General features: G+C 68.5%; 15 protein-coding genes. 5 read left to right on the top strand and 10 right to left on the bottom strand.

The features are described 5' to 3' along the window. Positions 1-110 precede the first annotated feature (110 nt). A complete protein-coding gene (locus ACFV7R_RS32620; protein ID WP_385269878.1) occupies positions 111-1,397 on the top strand; it encodes a PTS transporter subunit EIIC in 1,287 nt (428 codons plus the stop codon). 172 nt (positions 1,398-1,569) lie between these two features. Beyond that, complete coding sequence (locus tag ACFV7R_RS32615) at positions 1,570-2,835, top strand: PTS transporter subunit EIIC (RefSeq protein WP_385269876.1); 1,266 nt, start codon at positions 1,570-1,572, stop codon at positions 2,833-2,835. Positions 2,836-2,908: 73 nt separating this feature from the next. Here ACFV7R_RS32615 and ACFV7R_RS32610 read toward each other — a convergent pair whose 3' ends face one another. After that, positions 2,909-3,661 carry an MBL fold metallo-hydrolase gene (locus tag ACFV7R_RS32610; RefSeq protein ID WP_385269874.1) on the bottom strand — a complete coding sequence of 251 codons (753 nt, stop codon included), beginning with the start codon at positions 3,659-3,661 and terminating at the stop codon, positions 2,909-2,911. Between the two features lie 205 nt (positions 3,662-3,866). Here ACFV7R_RS32610 and ACFV7R_RS32605 point away from each other — a divergent pair, with 205 nt between their 5' ends. Beyond that, positions 3,867-4,319, top strand: coding sequence for a type II toxin-antitoxin system PemK/MazF family toxin (locus tag ACFV7R_RS32605; protein WP_129799729.1), 453 nt, complete (start codon positions 3,867-3,869; stop codon positions 4,317-4,319). Between the two features lie 4 nt (positions 4,320-4,323). On the opposite strand, the gene ACFV7R_RS32600 is transcribed toward ACFV7R_RS32605, so the two are convergent. The 7 genes from ACFV7R_RS32600 to clpS all read right to left on the bottom strand — a co-directional run bounded on the left by ACFV7R_RS32600 (position 4,324) and on the right by clpS (position 9,103). Further along, the gene (locus ACFV7R_RS32600) at positions 4,324-5,274 is read right to left on the bottom strand and encodes a PLP-dependent cysteine synthase family protein (protein ID WP_129799730.1); all 951 of its coding nucleotides are present in this window, start codon (positions 5,272-5,274) and stop codon (positions 4,324-4,326) included. A gap of 15 nt (positions 5,275-5,289) precedes the next feature. Next, positions 5,290-5,568: a MoaD/ThiS family protein gene (locus tag ACFV7R_RS32595; protein WP_224737453.1), complete on the bottom strand. Its 279-nt coding sequence runs from the start codon at positions 5,566-5,568 to the stop codon at positions 5,290-5,292. A 114-nt stretch (positions 5,569-5,682) separates the two neighbouring features. Next, positions 5,683-5,778 (bottom strand): putative leader peptide, encoded by a 96-nt coding sequence (locus ACFV7R_RS32590; RefSeq protein ID WP_309504872.1) that lies wholly within the window; start codon positions 5,776-5,778, stop codon positions 5,683-5,685. Between the two features lie 79 nt (positions 5,779-5,857). Next, positions 5,858-6,280, bottom strand: coding sequence for a Mov34/MPN/PAD-1 family protein (locus ACFV7R_RS32585; protein WP_129799732.1), 423 nt, complete (start codon positions 6,278-6,280; stop codon positions 5,858-5,860). A 133-nt stretch (positions 6,281-6,413) separates the two neighbouring features. Next, positions 6,414-7,832 carry an amino acid permease gene (locus ACFV7R_RS32580; protein ID WP_385269871.1) on the bottom strand — a complete coding sequence of 473 codons (1,419 nt, stop codon included), beginning with the start codon at positions 7,830-7,832 and terminating at the stop codon, positions 6,414-6,416. Between the two features lie 339 nt (positions 7,833-8,171). Then, positions 8,172-8,774, bottom strand: coding sequence for a DUF2017 domain-containing protein (locus ACFV7R_RS32575; RefSeq protein ID WP_385269869.1), 603 nt, complete (start codon positions 8,772-8,774; stop codon positions 8,172-8,174). 11 nt (positions 8,775-8,785) lie between these two features. Beyond that, positions 8,786-9,103 (bottom strand): ATP-dependent Clp protease adapter ClpS, encoded by a 318-nt coding sequence (clpS, locus tag ACFV7R_RS32570; RefSeq protein WP_129799735.1) that lies wholly within the window; start codon positions 9,101-9,103, stop codon positions 8,786-8,788. Positions 9,104-9,160: 57 nt separating this feature from the next. Here clpS and ACFV7R_RS32565 point away from each other — a divergent pair, with 57 nt between their 5' ends. After that, a complete protein-coding gene (locus ACFV7R_RS32565; protein WP_385269867.1) occupies positions 9,161-10,507 on the top strand; it encodes a nicotinate phosphoribosyltransferase in 1,347 nt (448 codons plus the stop codon). A 158-nt stretch (positions 10,508-10,665) separates the two neighbouring features. After that, positions 10,666-11,253 (top strand): isochorismatase family protein, encoded by a 588-nt coding sequence (locus ACFV7R_RS32560; RefSeq protein WP_385269865.1) that lies wholly within the window; start codon positions 10,666-10,668, stop codon positions 11,251-11,253. A 9-nt stretch (positions 11,254-11,262) separates the two neighbouring features. Here the strand turns inward: ACFV7R_RS32560 and ACFV7R_RS32555 are convergent, their stop codons facing one another. Together ACFV7R_RS32555 and ACFV7R_RS32550 are read right to left on the bottom strand one after the other, a co-directional pair. Then, a complete protein-coding gene (locus ACFV7R_RS32555; protein WP_385269863.1) occupies positions 11,263-11,592 on the bottom strand; it encodes a hypothetical protein in 330 nt (109 codons plus the stop codon). A 121-nt stretch (positions 11,593-11,713) separates the two neighbouring features. Beyond that, a complete protein-coding gene (locus tag ACFV7R_RS32550; protein ID WP_385269861.1) occupies positions 11,714-14,059 on the bottom strand; it encodes an immune inhibitor A domain-containing protein in 2,346 nt (781 codons plus the stop codon). Between the last annotated feature and the right edge of the window lie 164 nt (positions 14,060-14,223).

Here is a 14,223-nt window from a genome sequence, read left to right as displayed (position 1 = left end):
GTCATGGTGTGCGTACCGAATGATGGCGTCACGACAGCGGAACCTTCCGCCAACTGGTCTACACCAGCTGGGGGGTGGTCGCCAAACCCGGTCCTTCCGGGAGGAGCCCGATGAGTGCCGACAGCGCTGCCAGTCCTTCCCGGGTGCGCTGGAACCGCCTGTTCCAGGGCTTGCAGAAGATGGGGCGCAGTCTTCAGCTCCCGATCGCGGTGCTGCCGGCCGCGGGCATTCTGAACCGGCTGGGGCAGCCGGATGTGTTCGGCGAGGAGGGGCTGGGCTGGACCGATGTCTCGAGGGTGATGGCGGGCGCGGGCGGCGCGCTCCTGGACGCTTCGTTGGGGTTGCCGCTGCTGTTCTGTGTGGGTGTGGCCATCGGCATGGCGAAGAAGGCGGACGGGTCGACGGCGCTCGCGGCGGTTGCCGGGTTCCTCGTCTACTTCAATGTGCTGCGCCAGTTCCCGGAGGACTGTCCGGAGGGTTCGCGGGCGGTGGACACGGGCTGCCAGGTGGTGGACGGGACGGTGACCGAGTTCACCTACCCGAATCCGGGGGTGTTCGGCGGCATTGTCCTGGGGTTGCTGGCGGCTTTCTTCTGGGCTCGTTTCCACCGTACGAAGCTGGTGGACTGGCTCGGCTTCTTCAACGGGCGTCGGCTGGTGCCGATCATCATGGCGTTCGTGGCGATCGCGTTCGCGGTGCTGTGCCTGTGGGTCTGGCCGCCGGTCGGTGCCGCGCTGGAGAGTTTCAGCGACTGGCTGAGCGACCTGGGCGCGTGGGGCGCGGGTGTCTTCGGCGTCGCCAACCGGGCGCTTCTGGTGATCGGCCTGCACCAGTTCCTGAACGTGCCCGTCTGGTTCCAGTTCGGCACGTACACCAAGCCCGACGGCACGGTGGTGCACGGCGACATCAACATGTTCCTGGCGGGCGATCCGGACGCGGGTCAGTTCACGTCAGGGTTCTTCCCGATCATGATGTTCGCGCTGCCGGCCGCCGCGCTGGCGATGACGCACTGCGCGCGGCCGGGCCGCCGCAAGGAGGTCGGCGGGCTGATGCTGTCCACCGCCCTGACGTCGTTCGTCACAGGCATCACCGAGCCGCTCGAGTACTCGTTCCTCTTCATCGCGCCGGCACTGTATGCGGTCCACGCACTGTTGACGGGTGTGTCGATGGCGGTGACGTGGGGGCTCGGGGTGCACGACGGGTTCAGCTTCTCGGCCGGCCTGATCGACTACCTCATCAACTGGAATCTGGCAACGAGACCCTGGGCGATCATTCCGATCGGGCTGTGCTTCGCTGCCGTCTATTACGTCGTGTTCCGCTTCGCGATCACCAGGTTCGATCTGAAGACGCCGGGGCGGGAGGCGGAGGAGGAGGTGGAGGACGTCACGAAGGGGTAAGCAGCCGAACGGGCGCGGGAATCGCGGGTTCCTTATCCCGCCTTCATCGTGCTACAACAGGTCTACACCACTGAGTGGTGTAGACCCTTGCGGTGCTGCCGCGGGGCATCGCCGGACGCCGCCGTCCCCTTCTCATTGTCCCTGGGCGGCGCCATGCCCACTGGAGGAAGTTGTGACCACGGCCAGCGCCGCTCCCGCGGCCGACAAGAAGAAGGGCTCCGGCACGATGGCTGTCCTGCAGCGCATCGGCCGCAGCCTGATGCTGCCGGTGGCGGTTCTGCCCGCGGCCGCACTGCTGGTCCGGCTCGGCAACGACGACATGCTGGGCCGTCCGGAGTTCCCCGCGTTCCTCACGAAGATCGCGGGCTTCATGGCGGCCGGCGGCAACGCGATCCTCGACAACATGGCGCTGCTGTTCGCCGTGGGCATCGCGATCGGCTTCGCGAAGAAGTCGGACGGTTCGACGGCGCTCGCTGCGGTCGTCGGCTACCTCGTCTTCCAGAAGGTCCTCGCCACCTTCACCGACCCCAACCTCCCCAAGGAGGCCACGGTCGTCGACGACAAGATCGTCATGGTGGAGAAGGCGGTCAACGCCGGTGTCCTCGGCGGCGTGGTCATGGGCATCGTCGTCGCCCTTCTCTACCAGCGCTTCTACCGCACCAAGCTGCCGGACTGGGCGGGCTTCTTCGGCGGCCGCCGTCTGATCCCGATCCTGTCGGCCTTCGCGGGTCTGCTCATCGGCATCGTCTTCGGCTACATCTGGCCGGTCCTCGGCGCGGGTCTGCACAACCTCGGTGAGTGGCTGGTCGGTTCGGGGGCGGCCGGCGCGGGCATCTTCGGTGTCGCCAACCGTGCGCTGATCCCGATCGGCATGCACCACCTGCTGAACTCCTTCCCGTGGCTCCAGGCCGGCGAGTACGAGGGCAAGAGCGGCGACATCGCCCGCTTCCTGGCCGGTGACCCGACCGCGGGCCAGTTCATGACCGGCTTCTTCCCGATCATGATGTTCGCCCTCCCCGCCGCGTGCCTGGCGATCGTCCACTGCGCCCGCCCCGAGCGCCGCAAGGTTGTCGGCGGCATGATGTTCTCCCTCGCGCTGACCTCGTTCCTCACCGGTGTCACCGAGCCGATCGAGTTCACGTTCATGTTCATCGCGCCGGTGCTGTACGCGATCCACGCGGTCCTCACGGGCGTCTCGATGGCGCTGACCTGGGCGCTCGGCATGAAGGACGGCTTCGGCTTCTCGGCCGGAGCGATCGACTTCTTCCTGAACCTGGGTATCGCGACCAACCCGTGGGGCCTGGCGCTGGTGGGCCTGTGCTTCGCGGCGGTCTACTACGTGGTCTTCCGCTTCGCGATCACCAAGTTCAACCTGCCGACGCCGGGCCGCGAGTCCGACGAGGAACTGGCGGAACTGCAGAAGGCCGAGGCGAAGTAGGCCCGGTCCGACCCGACCGTACGAAGGCCCCCGGAATTCCGGGGGCCTTCGTCATGCCGTGATGCCGTGGGCGTCAGATCTCGTACGACTTCCTGGGCACCGCCAGCTCCGCCGGCCCGTCGTAGACCGCGCGGGCGTCGGCCAGGTTGACCTGCGGGTCGGTCCACGGGGGGATGTGGGTGAGCAGCAGCCGGCGGGCGCCTGCCCGGGCGGCCGTCTCGCCCGCCTCGCGGCCGTTGAGGTGCAGGTCGGGGATCTTTTCCTTGCCGTGGGTGAAGGCGGCCTCGCACAGGAACAGGTCGACGTCCCGGGCGAGTTCGTCCAGTGCCGTGCTGACGCCCGTGTCGCCGGAGTAGGTCAGGGTCCGTCCGCCGTGCTCGATGCGGATGCCGTAGGCCTCGACGGGGTGGGCCACCCGCTCGGTGTGGACGGTGAAGGGGCCGATCTCGAAGGTGGACGGCTTGACCGTGTGGAAGTCGAAGACCTCGCTCATCGAGGAGGCCGAGGGGGTGTCGGCGTACGCGGTGGTCAGGCGGTGTTCGGTGCCCTCGGGGCCGTAGACCGGGAGGGGGGCGCAGCGGCCGCCCTCGTGCCGGTAGTAGCGCGCCACGAAGTAGGCGCACATGTCGATGCAGTGGTCGGCGTGCAGATGGCTGAGGAAGATCGCGTCGAGGTCGTAGAGACCGCAGTGGCGCTGCAGCTCGCCCAGGGCGCCGTTGCCCATGTCGAGAAGCAGCCGGAAGCCGTCGGCCTCGACGAGGTAGCTCGAGCAGGCCGATTCCGCGGACGGGAACGACCCCGAGCAGCCGACGACGGTGAGCTTCATGAAGCAGAAACCTCCGCTGGCGGATGTGGAGAAAACGGGGGTCGTGCGGTCCGTCGAGCGTAAGGCGCAAAACCGTTGGTCGCTCCTCCACCAAGGGCCGTTGTGGGCGAACTCACCTGTGCTGTCACCGATTCGGCTGGATGTGGGGCGCATGGGGTGTGGGACAGGGCGCGCGACCTGATGCGTGCGCCGGTAACGTCATCGTATGGACACGTCCTGGTGGTTGGCACTCGCGGCGGTGATACTGCTCGCGCTCGTTGCCGCACTCGTCGACGGCTGGGGGCGGCGGCGTCCCGAGGGCCGTCGCACGCGGCCGCCGGGGCGGGCGGAGCGGTCGCGGGCGGCGCAGCGGCCGCGGGCCGCGGAGATCTGGTGGGCGAACGTGCCCTACGAGGACGGTCCCGGCGCGAAGGACCGGCCGTGTCTGGTGCTGGCGGTGCACGGGCGGCGGGCGACGGTCGCGAAGATCACCAGCAGGTTCCACGACGAGCGGGCCGGGGTGATACCCCTGCCGCCGGGCTCGGTCGGGGACACCCAGGGCCGGGCGAGTTTCCTGGAGACGGACGAGCTGCGGGAGGTCGCGGTGTGGGACTTCCGGCGGCGGGTGGGGGTGGTGGACCCGGTCCTGTGGGACCAGGTCCGTCACCTCGCGACGTAGGGGGTCAGGCCCAGAGCTGGCCCTGCAGTGTCTCGATGGCCTCTTCCGTGGTGGCCGCGGTGTAGACGCCGGTGGAGAGGTACTTCCAGCCGCCGTCGGCCACGATGAACACGATGTCGGCGCTCTCGCCGGCCTTGATCGCCTTCCTTCCGACGCCGATCGCCGCGTGCAGGGCGGCGCCGGTGGAGACACCCGCGAAGATGCCCTCCTGCTGGAGGAGTTCCCGGGTGCGGGTGACCGCGTCGGCGGAGCCGACCGAGAAGCGGGTGGTGAGGACGGAGGCGTCGTACAGCTCGGGTACGAAGCCCTCGTCGAGGTTGCGCAGGCCGTACACCAGGTCGTCGTAGCGGGGCTCCGCGGCGACGATCTTCACGTCCGGCTTGTGCTCACGCAGATAGCGGCCGACGCCCATCAGCGTGCCCGTCGTCCCCAGTCCGGCCACGAAGTGGGTGATGGAGGGGAGGTCGGCGAGGATCTCGGGGCCGGTGGTGGCGTAGTGGGCGCCGGCGTTGTCCGGGTTGCCGTACTGGTAGAGCATCACCCAGTCGGGGTGCTCGGCGGCCAGCTCCTTGGCGACGCGGACGGCGGTGTTGGAGCCGCCCGCGGCCGGGGAGGAGATGATCTCGGCGCCCCACATGCCGAGCAGGTCCCGGCGTTCGGTGGAGGTGTTCTCGGGCATCACGCACACCATGCGGTAGCCCTTGAGCTTGGCCGCCATGGCCAGCGAGATGCCGGTGTTGCCGGAGGTGGGCTCGAGGATGGTGCAGCCCGGGGTCAGCCGGCCGTCCTTCTCCGCCTGCTCGATCATGTGCAGGGCGGGACGGTCCTTGACCGAGCCGGTCGGGTTGCGGTCCTCCAGCTTGGCCCAGATCCGGACGTCGGCGGACGGCGAGAGCCGCGGCAGGCGCACCAACGGGGTGTTGCCCACCGCGGCCAGCGGGGAGTCGTAACGCATCGGTGGTCAGAGACCTCAGGCCATGCCGCCGGCCACGGCCGGCAGGATCGTGACGCTGTCGCCGTCGGACAGCTTGGTGTTGATGCCGTCGAGGAAGCGGACGTCCTCGTCGTTCAGGTAGACGTTGACGAAGCGGCGCAGCTGGTCGCCGTCCACGATGCGGGCCTGGATTCCCGTGTGCCGGGCGTCGAGGTCGGCGAACAGCTCGGCGAGGGTGTCCCCACTGCCTTCGACGGCCTTCTGACCGTCGGTGTACTGGCGGAGGATGGTGGGGATGCGGACCTCGATGGCCATGGCTCAGGGCTCCTGTCGGGAGTGGTCAGGTCGGTGGGCGCGCGGCAGCGCAGCTACAGCAGGTCGTGCGTGAGGAGGCGCCGCGGCTCACGGCCGTACGGCGGCAGGGCAGCGTCAACAGATGGCGCTGGCGAGCCTGCACAGGTCGACGTGCAGCCGCGCCACGAGCAGTGCGCCCGGCGTCTTCTCGCTCACGTCGTGGAAAACCATGGGCTCATCGTATCGATTCCCGGTCCGGGTCCTGGAATGTGATCTCGGATAGTGGATGAATTCTGACCGAATCCCGGGATCAGTAGGCCTCCACGACCTTGACCTCCTCCTCCGTCACCTCGCCGTCGATGATCCGGAACGACCGGAACTGGAACTCGCCGGCTCCGTCGGTGTCCGCGGTGGAGACCAGGACGTAGTGCGCGCCGGGCTCGTTGGCGTAGGAGATGTCGGTGCGGGAGGGGTAGGCCTCGGTGGCCGTGTGGGAGTGGTAGATGATCACCGGCTCCTCGTCGCGGTCGTCCATCTCGCGGTAGAGCTTGAGGAGGTCGCCGGAGTCGAACTCGTAGAACGTGGGTGAGCGGGCGGCGTTCAGCATCGGGATGAAGCGCTCCGGGCGGCCCGAGCCCACCGGGCCCGCGACCACGCCGCACGCCTCGTCGGGGTGGTCCTCGCGCGCGTGGGCGACGATCTGGTCGAAGAGGGCCTGGGTGAGGGTCAGCATGCTGGCCAGGATAAGCAGAAGGGCCACTCCGTACCGAGGGGTGGTACGGAGCGGCCCACATGCCGGACGTCCTGAGCGGCGGCGGCAGGGAGTGCCACGAGTACTCCCTGCCGCCAGGGCCGTCCGGTGGTCGTCAGCCGACCTTCTCGAACTCCGGCGTGCGGCGCTCGGCGATCTCCGGGTTGCGGGCCTTGAGGATCATCCAGCCGATGCCCAGGGCGGCGGCCCAGCCGGCCATCACGTACAGGCAGACGCGGGCGTCGGCGTCGTAGGCGATGATGCCGGTCACGAAGAGCAGGAACGCGATGGCGACGTACGAGCACTTCGCGCCGCCGGGGGCCGGGAAGGACGAGGCGGGCAGACGCCCCGCATCGACCGCGCGGCGGTACAGGACGTGGCTGACCAGGATCATCAGCCAGGTCCAGATGCCGGCGGCGGTGGCGATGGAGGTGACGTAGCCGAAGGCCTTCTCCGGGACGACGTAGTTCAGGATCACGCCGATGCCCATGAAGCACACGGAGACGAGGATGCCCAGGGCGGGCGTCTTGGTCGACGACAGCTTGGTGAAGGCCTTGGGGGCCTCGCCGCTCTCGGCCAGGTTCCGCAGCATGCGGCCCGTCGAGTACATGCCGGAGTTGCAGGACGACAGCGCCGCGGTGAGCACGACGAAGTTGACGATGGCCGCGCCCGCCGGGATGCCGATCTGCGCGAAGGCCTCGACGAACGGGCTGACGCCCGGCGCGAACTCCGTCCACTTCACGACGCAGAGGATGACGGTGAGGGCACCGACGTAGAACAGGGCGATGCGCCACGGCAGGGTGTTGATCGCCTTGGGGAGGGTCTTCTCCGGGTTCTCGGACTCGCCGGCCGTGACACCGACCAGCTCGACGGCGAGGTAGGCGAACATGACGCCCTGGAGGGTCATCAGGGACGAGCCGATGCCCTTGGGGAAGAAGCCGTCGAAGGCCCAGAGGTTGGAGACGGCCGCCGTGTCACCGGCGCTGCTGAAGCCGAAGGTCAGCACGCCGAGGCCGATCACGATCATGCCGATCAGGGCGGTGACCTTGACCATCGAGAACCAGAACTCCAGCTCGCCGAAGAGCTTCACGGAGATCAGGTTGACCCCGAACAGGATCACCAGGAAGACCAGTGCCGTCACCCATTGCGGAATGGACGGGAACCAGTAGTTGACGTAGATCGCGGCGGCGGTGAGTTCCGCCATGCCGGTGACCACCCACATCAGCCAGTACGTCCAGCCGGTGAAGTAGCCGAAGAACGGGCCGAGGAACTCGCGGGAGTACTCCGCGAAGGAGCCCGAGACAGGGCGGTAGAGCAGGAGCTCACCGAGCGCCCGCATGATGAAGAAGATGATCACGCCCGCGAGGGCGTACATGAGGATCAGGCTGGGACCGGCCTTGGCGATGTTCGCCCCGGCACCCAGGAACAGGCCGACGCCGATGGCGCCGCCGATCGCGATCATCTGGACCTGACGGCTGCCGAGTCCCCGCTCGTACCCCTCTTCAGGGGCTTCGGTGACCTTCGCAGAGGTCATGTGTAGTGCGCCTTTCTCCATGCCGACCCCGGCCTCTCGTCGGCCTCGGATCGGGTTTCGATCCCCCCGGATTGATGGAGCTGAGCGGCCTCCCCGGGCCGCTCGTGCCTGGCCGGCGGTCGCCGGCTGGTGGCGCACCCGGCGGACATAAGGGTGGTGTTCGCCGGGCGGTCGTGAAGATTTATCACGGCCGCAACTCTGATCACCCGGCGACCCTGTGGCGCATCACACAGGAAGAAGCGGACAGACCGCACCTTAAACACACATACAACGCAGGCAAGGTAACGGGATCGTTATTCGGATTTGAGTGTCCGCTGAGCGAACACAAGATCCGCACATTTACGGCATAAGCGTGCCGACCAACGTCTCCTGGAGCCCGCCCAGCCACAGATACGCCATCACCATCGGCTTACGAGGGTCCTCGTCCGGCAGCCGGTAGAGAAGGTCGCTGTCGTCCTCGTCGGTGATCTCCAGCCGGGAACCGATGGCCAGGCGCAGGTCGTTGAGGGCGCCGAGCCACTGCTGGGACTGCCCCACCGTCAGCTCCAGGACCGCCCCGCGGTCCCCCGCGGACGTCAGCGTGTCCAGTGAGCGGATCACCGCGAGGGCGTTCTCGCGCTTGCCGGCGCGCAGGTCGTTCTCGGTGTAGCGGCGGAACTCGGCGGAGTACGCCTTCTCCTCCTCGGCCGCCTCGGGCCCCGGCGTCCCCTCGGGGTCGCGGTAGGCGTCCGGGAACAGGCGCCGGAGCACCGGGTCGGAGGGCGGTTCGCTGGGTCCCTCGGCGAACAGCTCGGCGAGCGGGTCGGCGGAGGCGTCCTCGCCGGGGCCGGGGCCGATGAGTTCCAGGAGCTGGACGGCCAGCGACCGGATGATGGAGATCTCGACGTCGTCGAGGGCGACGGCCGCGCCGCCGCCGGGGAGCGGTTCGAAGGTTCCTGGCATGGCGGCGATCGCTACTTCCGGTCCTGCTGGAGGGTGGCCCACAGACCGTAGCCGTGCATGGCCTGCACGTCGCGTTCCATCTCCTCGCGACTGCCGCTGGAGACGACCGCCCGGCCCTTGTGGTGGACGTCGAGCATGAGCTTGGTGGCCTTGTCCTTGGAGTAGCCGAAGTACGACTGGAAGACGTACGTCACATAGCTCATGAGGTTGACCGGGTCGTTGTGGACGATCGTGACCCAGGGGACGTCGGGCTCTGGTACGGCAGAGACCTCCTCCGCCGACTCGGTGCGTTCGATCTCGATGGGAGCGGCTGACGTCACATGTCCCATGCTGCCATGCGCCCGCTAAATCGTCACACTGACGAAATGGGGGTACCATCGGTTGCCATGAGCACAGCGGACATTGGGCTGCCGGTGGAAGTTCCGTCGACGGCGCTCTTCACGGACCAGTACGAGCTGACGATGCTCCAGGCCGCCCTGAAGGCGGGCACGGCCGGGCGGCGCAGTGTCTTCGAGGTCTTCACCCGGCGGCTGCCGGAGGGGCGCCGCTACGGCGTGGTGGCGGGCACCGGCCGTGTCCTGGACGCCGTCGAGAACTTCCGCTTCGACGCGGGCGTCCTCGGCTTCCTGCGCGCCCACGGGATCGTCGGCGAGGAGACCCTGGACTGGCTCGCGAACTACCGGTTCAGCGGCGACATCTGGGGCTACCCCGAGGGCGAGGTGTACTTCCCGGGCTCGCCGGTCATGCGGGTCGAGGGGTCGTTCGCCGAGTGTGTGCTGCTGGAGACGGTGATCCTCTCCGTCCTCAACCACGACTCCGCGATCGCCGCGGCCGCCTCGCGCATGGCGTCGGCGGCCGGGGAGCGCCCGCTGATCGAGATGGGCGCCCGCCGCACCCACGAGCTGGCCGCCGTCGCCGCGGCGCGCGCCGCGTACGTCGGTGGTTTCGCCTCCACCTCCGACCTGGCGGCCGGCTTCCGCTACGGCATCCCCACGGTCGGCACGTCCGCGCACGCGTTCACCCTGCTGCACGACCGCGAGCGGGACGCCTTCCAGGCCCAGGTCAACACCATGGGCCGCGGGACCACCCTGCTGGTGGACACCTACGACGTCGCCGAGGCGGTCCGTACGGCCGTGGAAATCGCCGGCCCTGAGCTGGGCGCCGTCCGGATCGACTCCGGCGACCTGCTGCTGGTCGCGCACCGGGTGCGGCAGCAGCTGGACGAGCTGGGGGCCACGAACACGAGGATCATCGTGACCTCGGATCTCGACGAGTACGCCATCGCCTCGCTCGCCGCGGCGCCCGTGGACGCGTACGGCGTCGGTACGCGGCTGGTCACCGGCTCCGGGCACCCGACCTGCTCCATGGTGTACAAGCTGGTCGCCCGCGCCGGGTCCGCCGACCCGAAGGCGCCGCTGGTGCCGGTGGCGAAGAAGGCCACCGGCGGCAAGACCTCCGTCGGTGGCCGCAAGTGGGCCGCGCGCCGGCCGGACGAGCAGGGCGTCGCGGAGGCGGAGGTGGTCGGTACCGGGCCGGTACCGGACGGGCTCGTCGACCGGCAGCTCCTGGTCGAGCTGGTCAAGGGCGGCGAGGTGGTCGCCCGCGAGCCGCTCGACACCCCGCGCGAGAGGCACATCGCCGCCCTCGCCGCTCTGCCGCTCTCGGCCACGCAGCTGTCGCAGGGGGAACCCGTCATTCCGACGGAGTACGTCCACGAGGGTTCCGCGGGTTAGGCGGGGCGCCCAGGTGCGCGCCCCGTGGTGCCCCCTCCCGCACCGTCCCCGAAGTCTCTAGGCTCGGAGGTTCAGGTTCATCACCGGCCGGGCCCGCACCTCTCGGCACCGTGACCGAAGAGACCCCATAGCCGCCCCATAGCCGAAGGACACCGACCATGCGCCGCGCCTTGATCGTCGTAGACGTGCAGAACGATTTCTGCGAAGGGGGCAGCCTCCCGGTGGCCGGAGGTGCCGATGTGGCTGCCGCGATCACCGAGCTGATCGGGCAGGCCCCCGCCGGGTACCGCCATGTCGTGGCGACCCGCGACCACCACATCGCCCCCGGGGGCCACTTCGCGGACAACCCCGACTTCGCCCACTCCTGGCCCGCGCACTGCGTCGCGGGCACGGAGGGGGTCGGCTTCCATCCGAACTTCGCCCCGGCCGTCGCGTCCGGCTCGATCGACGCCGTGTTCGACAAGGGGGCGTACTCGGCGGCGTACAGCGGGTTCGAGGGGGTCGACGAGAACGGTGTGTCCCTGGCCGACTGGCTGAAGGACCGGTCGATCGACGAGGTGGACGTGGTCGGCATCGCCACCGACCACTGCGTACGGGCCACCGCCCTGGACGCCGCGCGGGAGGGTTTCCGTACGCATGTGCTGCTGGACCTCACCGCCGGGGTGGCCCAGGAGAGCACCGAGCGGGCGCTGGAGGAGCTGCGGGAAGCGGGCGTGGAGCTGTCCGGGAAGCCGGTCGTTCAGTAGGGGCGGGCCTTACGCCTGTGCCGTCGGCTGTCTGAGCAGGGCCCTGATCGGGCGCCACAGCTCCATGGGACCGACTTCGCTGTCGGGGACCGTGCGCCATATCAGACCGTCGGGGTGGTGCAGGACCGCGGTGATCTCGTCCGGGGTCGGCGGGGCCGCGTTGCCGCGCAGGTAGACCGCGCGCAGGCCGAGGTTGCGCAGCCGGGTCAGGGCACGGGCCCGGTTCCGGGCGTGCACCAGGACACGCACTCCGGACGGGCCGTCGGCGGCGGGGCTGGGCAGGTTCAGCGCCACGACCACCGTGCCGTTCGGCAGCTTGCAGAAACCTCCTGCGGCCATGCAGTCACATCCCCGTTCGCTCAGGTGTCAATAAGAGAGCCATCAGGACGCACCTAAACACGATCGGCGGCAACCCGCCAGGGGTTACCGCCGATACGCTTCTGACCTGCGGAAATTCTGTTTACTTCACCGCGGGGCCGACTTGGAGCAAGATCGTCGAGCCGTTCTTGGCCTCCTTGACGATCCTGATCTTGGTGTTGGTGTCAGTGATCTTGACGCCGCCGGCCTTGTTGCTCTCGTCGTAGTAGGTGCTGGTGTGGTCGTTGAAGACCGGCACGCCCTTCGACGACGGGATGCGGGTGACGACGTCAGCCTTGTGCAGCGTGACACCGTCCGTGCGGTAGCGGCTGAACGGCGCGTCGTAGGTCTGGATGCGGTTGCGCATCAGCGTGCCGTCGGACCACTTCAGCGCGGTCGGGTGGGAGTCGACGGGCAGGAGCAGACCGGCGCCCGGGTGCTGGCTGGTGTTGTTGTCGGCCTGGGAGGTGTCCCACTTCCAGATCAACAGGCCGTTCTGGTACGGGAAGTGCTCGACCCAGGACGGACGGGTGGTGGCGAAGCCGAAGTTGTACGGGCCGACCTTCAGGGTCCTGTCGTACGACACGTACTGGCGGTTCTCGGCGATGTAGTACTGCGCGTAGTCCTTGGTGAACGACGCACCGATCCGGGAGAAGCCGGTCGCCGTCCAAGCCGCGTCCGCGCTCTCCGCGTTGTCCGTGAACAGCGCGGTGCCGTCGGCGGTCACGGAGATCTGGTCGGCCGCGAAGCCCTTCTCCGCGACACCGCCGTCGGTGGCGTAGCGGAAGCGCAGCTCGATCTTCTTGCCCGCGTAGGCGTCGAGGGAGTACGACAGCTTCTTGTACTGCTCGGAGAAGCCGGTCAACGCCGGCTTGTCGCTGCCGTCGCGCGGGATGGCCTGGCCGTCCGCCGTGCCGTCGACCGCCGTCCAGTTGGCGCCGCCGTCGGTGGACACCTCGGCATAGAGGTAGTCGTAGTCGGCCTCGATCGCCCACCAGCCGTCCAGCGTCAGGGTCGCCGAGGACTTGCCGGTGAGATCCACGGAGCGGCTGAGCGTGTTCTTCAGGTTGTTTCCGCTGCCGCTCCACCACTGAGTCGCGCCCTGTGCAGGAGGAACGAGCTCGGTGGTGACCGCCTTCTTGGGCAGCTCGACCACCAGGGCCTGCTTGTTCTTGGTGTTGTACTCGGCGACGCCCAGCATGTGCGTCGACTTCGTGGCCGCCTTGGCGACGTCGTAGTCGAGCCAGCCCAGCTGGAGCTTGTCCCAGGCGGTCATGTCGCCGGGCAGGTCGCCGATGGTGTCCTTGCCGGTGCCGAGCCAGGAACCGGACGACATCAGCGTCCAGAAGCCGGTGGAGTTCTCGCCGCCGTTGATATCATAGTGGTCCGGCAGACCGAGGTCGTGGCCGTACTCGTGGGCGAAGACGCCGAGTCCGCCGTTCTCCGGCTGGATGGTGTAGTCGCCGACCCAGATACCGCTGTCGCCGATCTGCGTGCCGCCGAGCCGGTTGCCGTCGGGGCCGGTGGAGCCGGCGTCGGTGCCGAACGCGTACCAGCGGTGGGCCCAGATCGCGTCCTCGCCCTGCGCGCCGCCGCCCGCGGACTCGTCCTCGCCGGCGTGCACGATCTGGAAGTGGTCGATGTAGCCGTCGCGCTCGTTGAAGTCGCCGTCACCGTCGAAGTCGTAGCGGTCCCACTGGTCGTACTCGGCGAGCTTGGCCTTGATCTCCGCTTCGGTCTTGCCGGCTGCCTTCTGCTGGTCGACCCACGCGTTGACGCCGTCCTGCACCGCGTACCAGGCGCAGTTGTCGGGTTCGCACTTGTTGGAGCCGTAACGGGCCTCGTTGTAGGGGACCTTGACCCAGTCGGTGACCTCGCCCTCGATGGAGTAGCGGCCCGAGGACTGCTTCTCGTAGTAGGTCTTCATCGAGGCGGTGCCGTCGCCGAAGTAGAGGTCCTGGAAGTGCTCGCGGTTGTAGTCCGCCTGCCAGGCCGTGCTGTTGTCCTGCTTGCGGTCCGGCTCGGCGATCTGGTTGTGCAGCGGGCCGGGGGTGCCGCCGTAGCGGCTGTCGATCTGGTCGCCGAACTCGACCAGAACGGTGAAGATCTTGTCCGTCTTCTCCCGGCCGAGTTCGACGTACTTGCTGTGGCCCTTACGGCTCTCGAGCTCGACGACCTTGGAGCCCTTGCGCTCCTCGACCTCGGCCTCGCCGGATATGACCTGCTTCAGGGCCTCTTCGCGCTGAGCTTCGACGGTCTTGGTGAGCGGGCCGTCGAGGTCGTGCTCGTGCTCGTCGTGCACCTCGGGTGTCGCCGGGTCCCTCCGCTCTACGGCGGCGGAGTCGGCGGGATCGCCCTGCGCCACCGCGTAGGTGGAGAACATGGCGGTCGCCGCCGCGAATGCGACCGCGGTCGCGGTCGCTCTGAACGTCCAGGGTCTGCTGGTCACTTGAGATCCTCCCCCGCGTCCGGGCGCGCGGAAGGGAGGGCCGGGTCATGGAGCGCTCCGCGCGCGCGTGATCAACGCGTGTAGTCAAGTGACGACATTTGACTAGAGGTTGAGGAGAAAAGACAGACCTTGACTTGAGCAGGACAACTGCATTATGCGGAGAC

Source organism: Streptomyces sp. NPDC059866 (assembly GCF_042731325.1).
In the GTDB taxonomy this organism is placed as follows: Bacteria; Actinomycetota; Actinomycetes; order Streptomycetales; family Streptomycetaceae; genus Streptomyces; species Streptomyces flavusporus.
This window is presented reverse-complemented; position numbering and strand designations above follow the sequence as displayed.

Coding starts and splice junctions, on each gene's coding strand:
- ACFV7R_RS32620 (WP_385269878.1), top strand. CDS start 111: ATGAGTGCCGACAGCGCTGCCAGTCCTTCCCGGGTGCGCTGGAACCGC.
- ACFV7R_RS32610 (WP_385269874.1), bottom strand. CDS start 3,661: ATGAAGCTCACCGTCGTCGGCTGCTCGGGGTCGTTCCCGTCCGCGGAA.
- ACFV7R_RS32605 (WP_129799729.1), top strand. CDS start 3,867: ATGGACACGTCCTGGTGGTTGGCACTCGCGGCGGTGATACTGCTCGCG.
- ACFV7R_RS32600 (WP_129799730.1), bottom strand. CDS start 5,274: ATGCGTTACGACTCCCCGCTGGCCGCGGTGGGCAACACCCCGTTGGTG.
- ACFV7R_RS32595 (WP_224737453.1), bottom strand. CDS start 5,568: ATGGCCATCGAGGTCCGCATCCCCACCATCCTCCGCCAGTACACCGAC.
- ACFV7R_RS32590 (WP_309504872.1), bottom strand. CDS start 5,778: ATGGTTTTCCACGACGTGAGCGAGAAGACGCCGGGCGCACTGCTCGTG.
- ACFV7R_RS32585 (WP_129799732.1), bottom strand. CDS start 6,280: ATGCTGACCCTCACCCAGGCCCTCTTCGACCAGATCGTCGCCCACGCG.
- ACFV7R_RS32580 (WP_385269871.1), bottom strand. CDS start 7,832: ATGACCTCTGCGAAGGTCACCGAAGCCCCTGAAGAGGGGTACGAGCGG.
- ACFV7R_RS32575 (WP_385269869.1), bottom strand. CDS start 8,774: ATGCCAGGAACCTTCGAACCGCTCCCCGGCGGCGGCGCGGCCGTCGCC.
- clpS (WP_129799735.1), bottom strand. CDS start 9,103: ATGGGACATGTGACGTCAGCCGCTCCCATCGAGATCGAACGCACCGAG.
- ACFV7R_RS32565 (WP_385269867.1), top strand. CDS start 9,161: ATGAGCACAGCGGACATTGGGCTGCCGGTGGAAGTTCCGTCGACGGCG.
- ACFV7R_RS32560 (WP_385269865.1), top strand. CDS start 10,666: ATGCGCCGCGCCTTGATCGTCGTAGACGTGCAGAACGATTTCTGCGAA.
- ACFV7R_RS32555 (WP_385269863.1), bottom strand. CDS start 11,592: ATGGCCGCAGGAGGTTTCTGCAAGCTGCCGAACGGCACGGTGGTCGTG.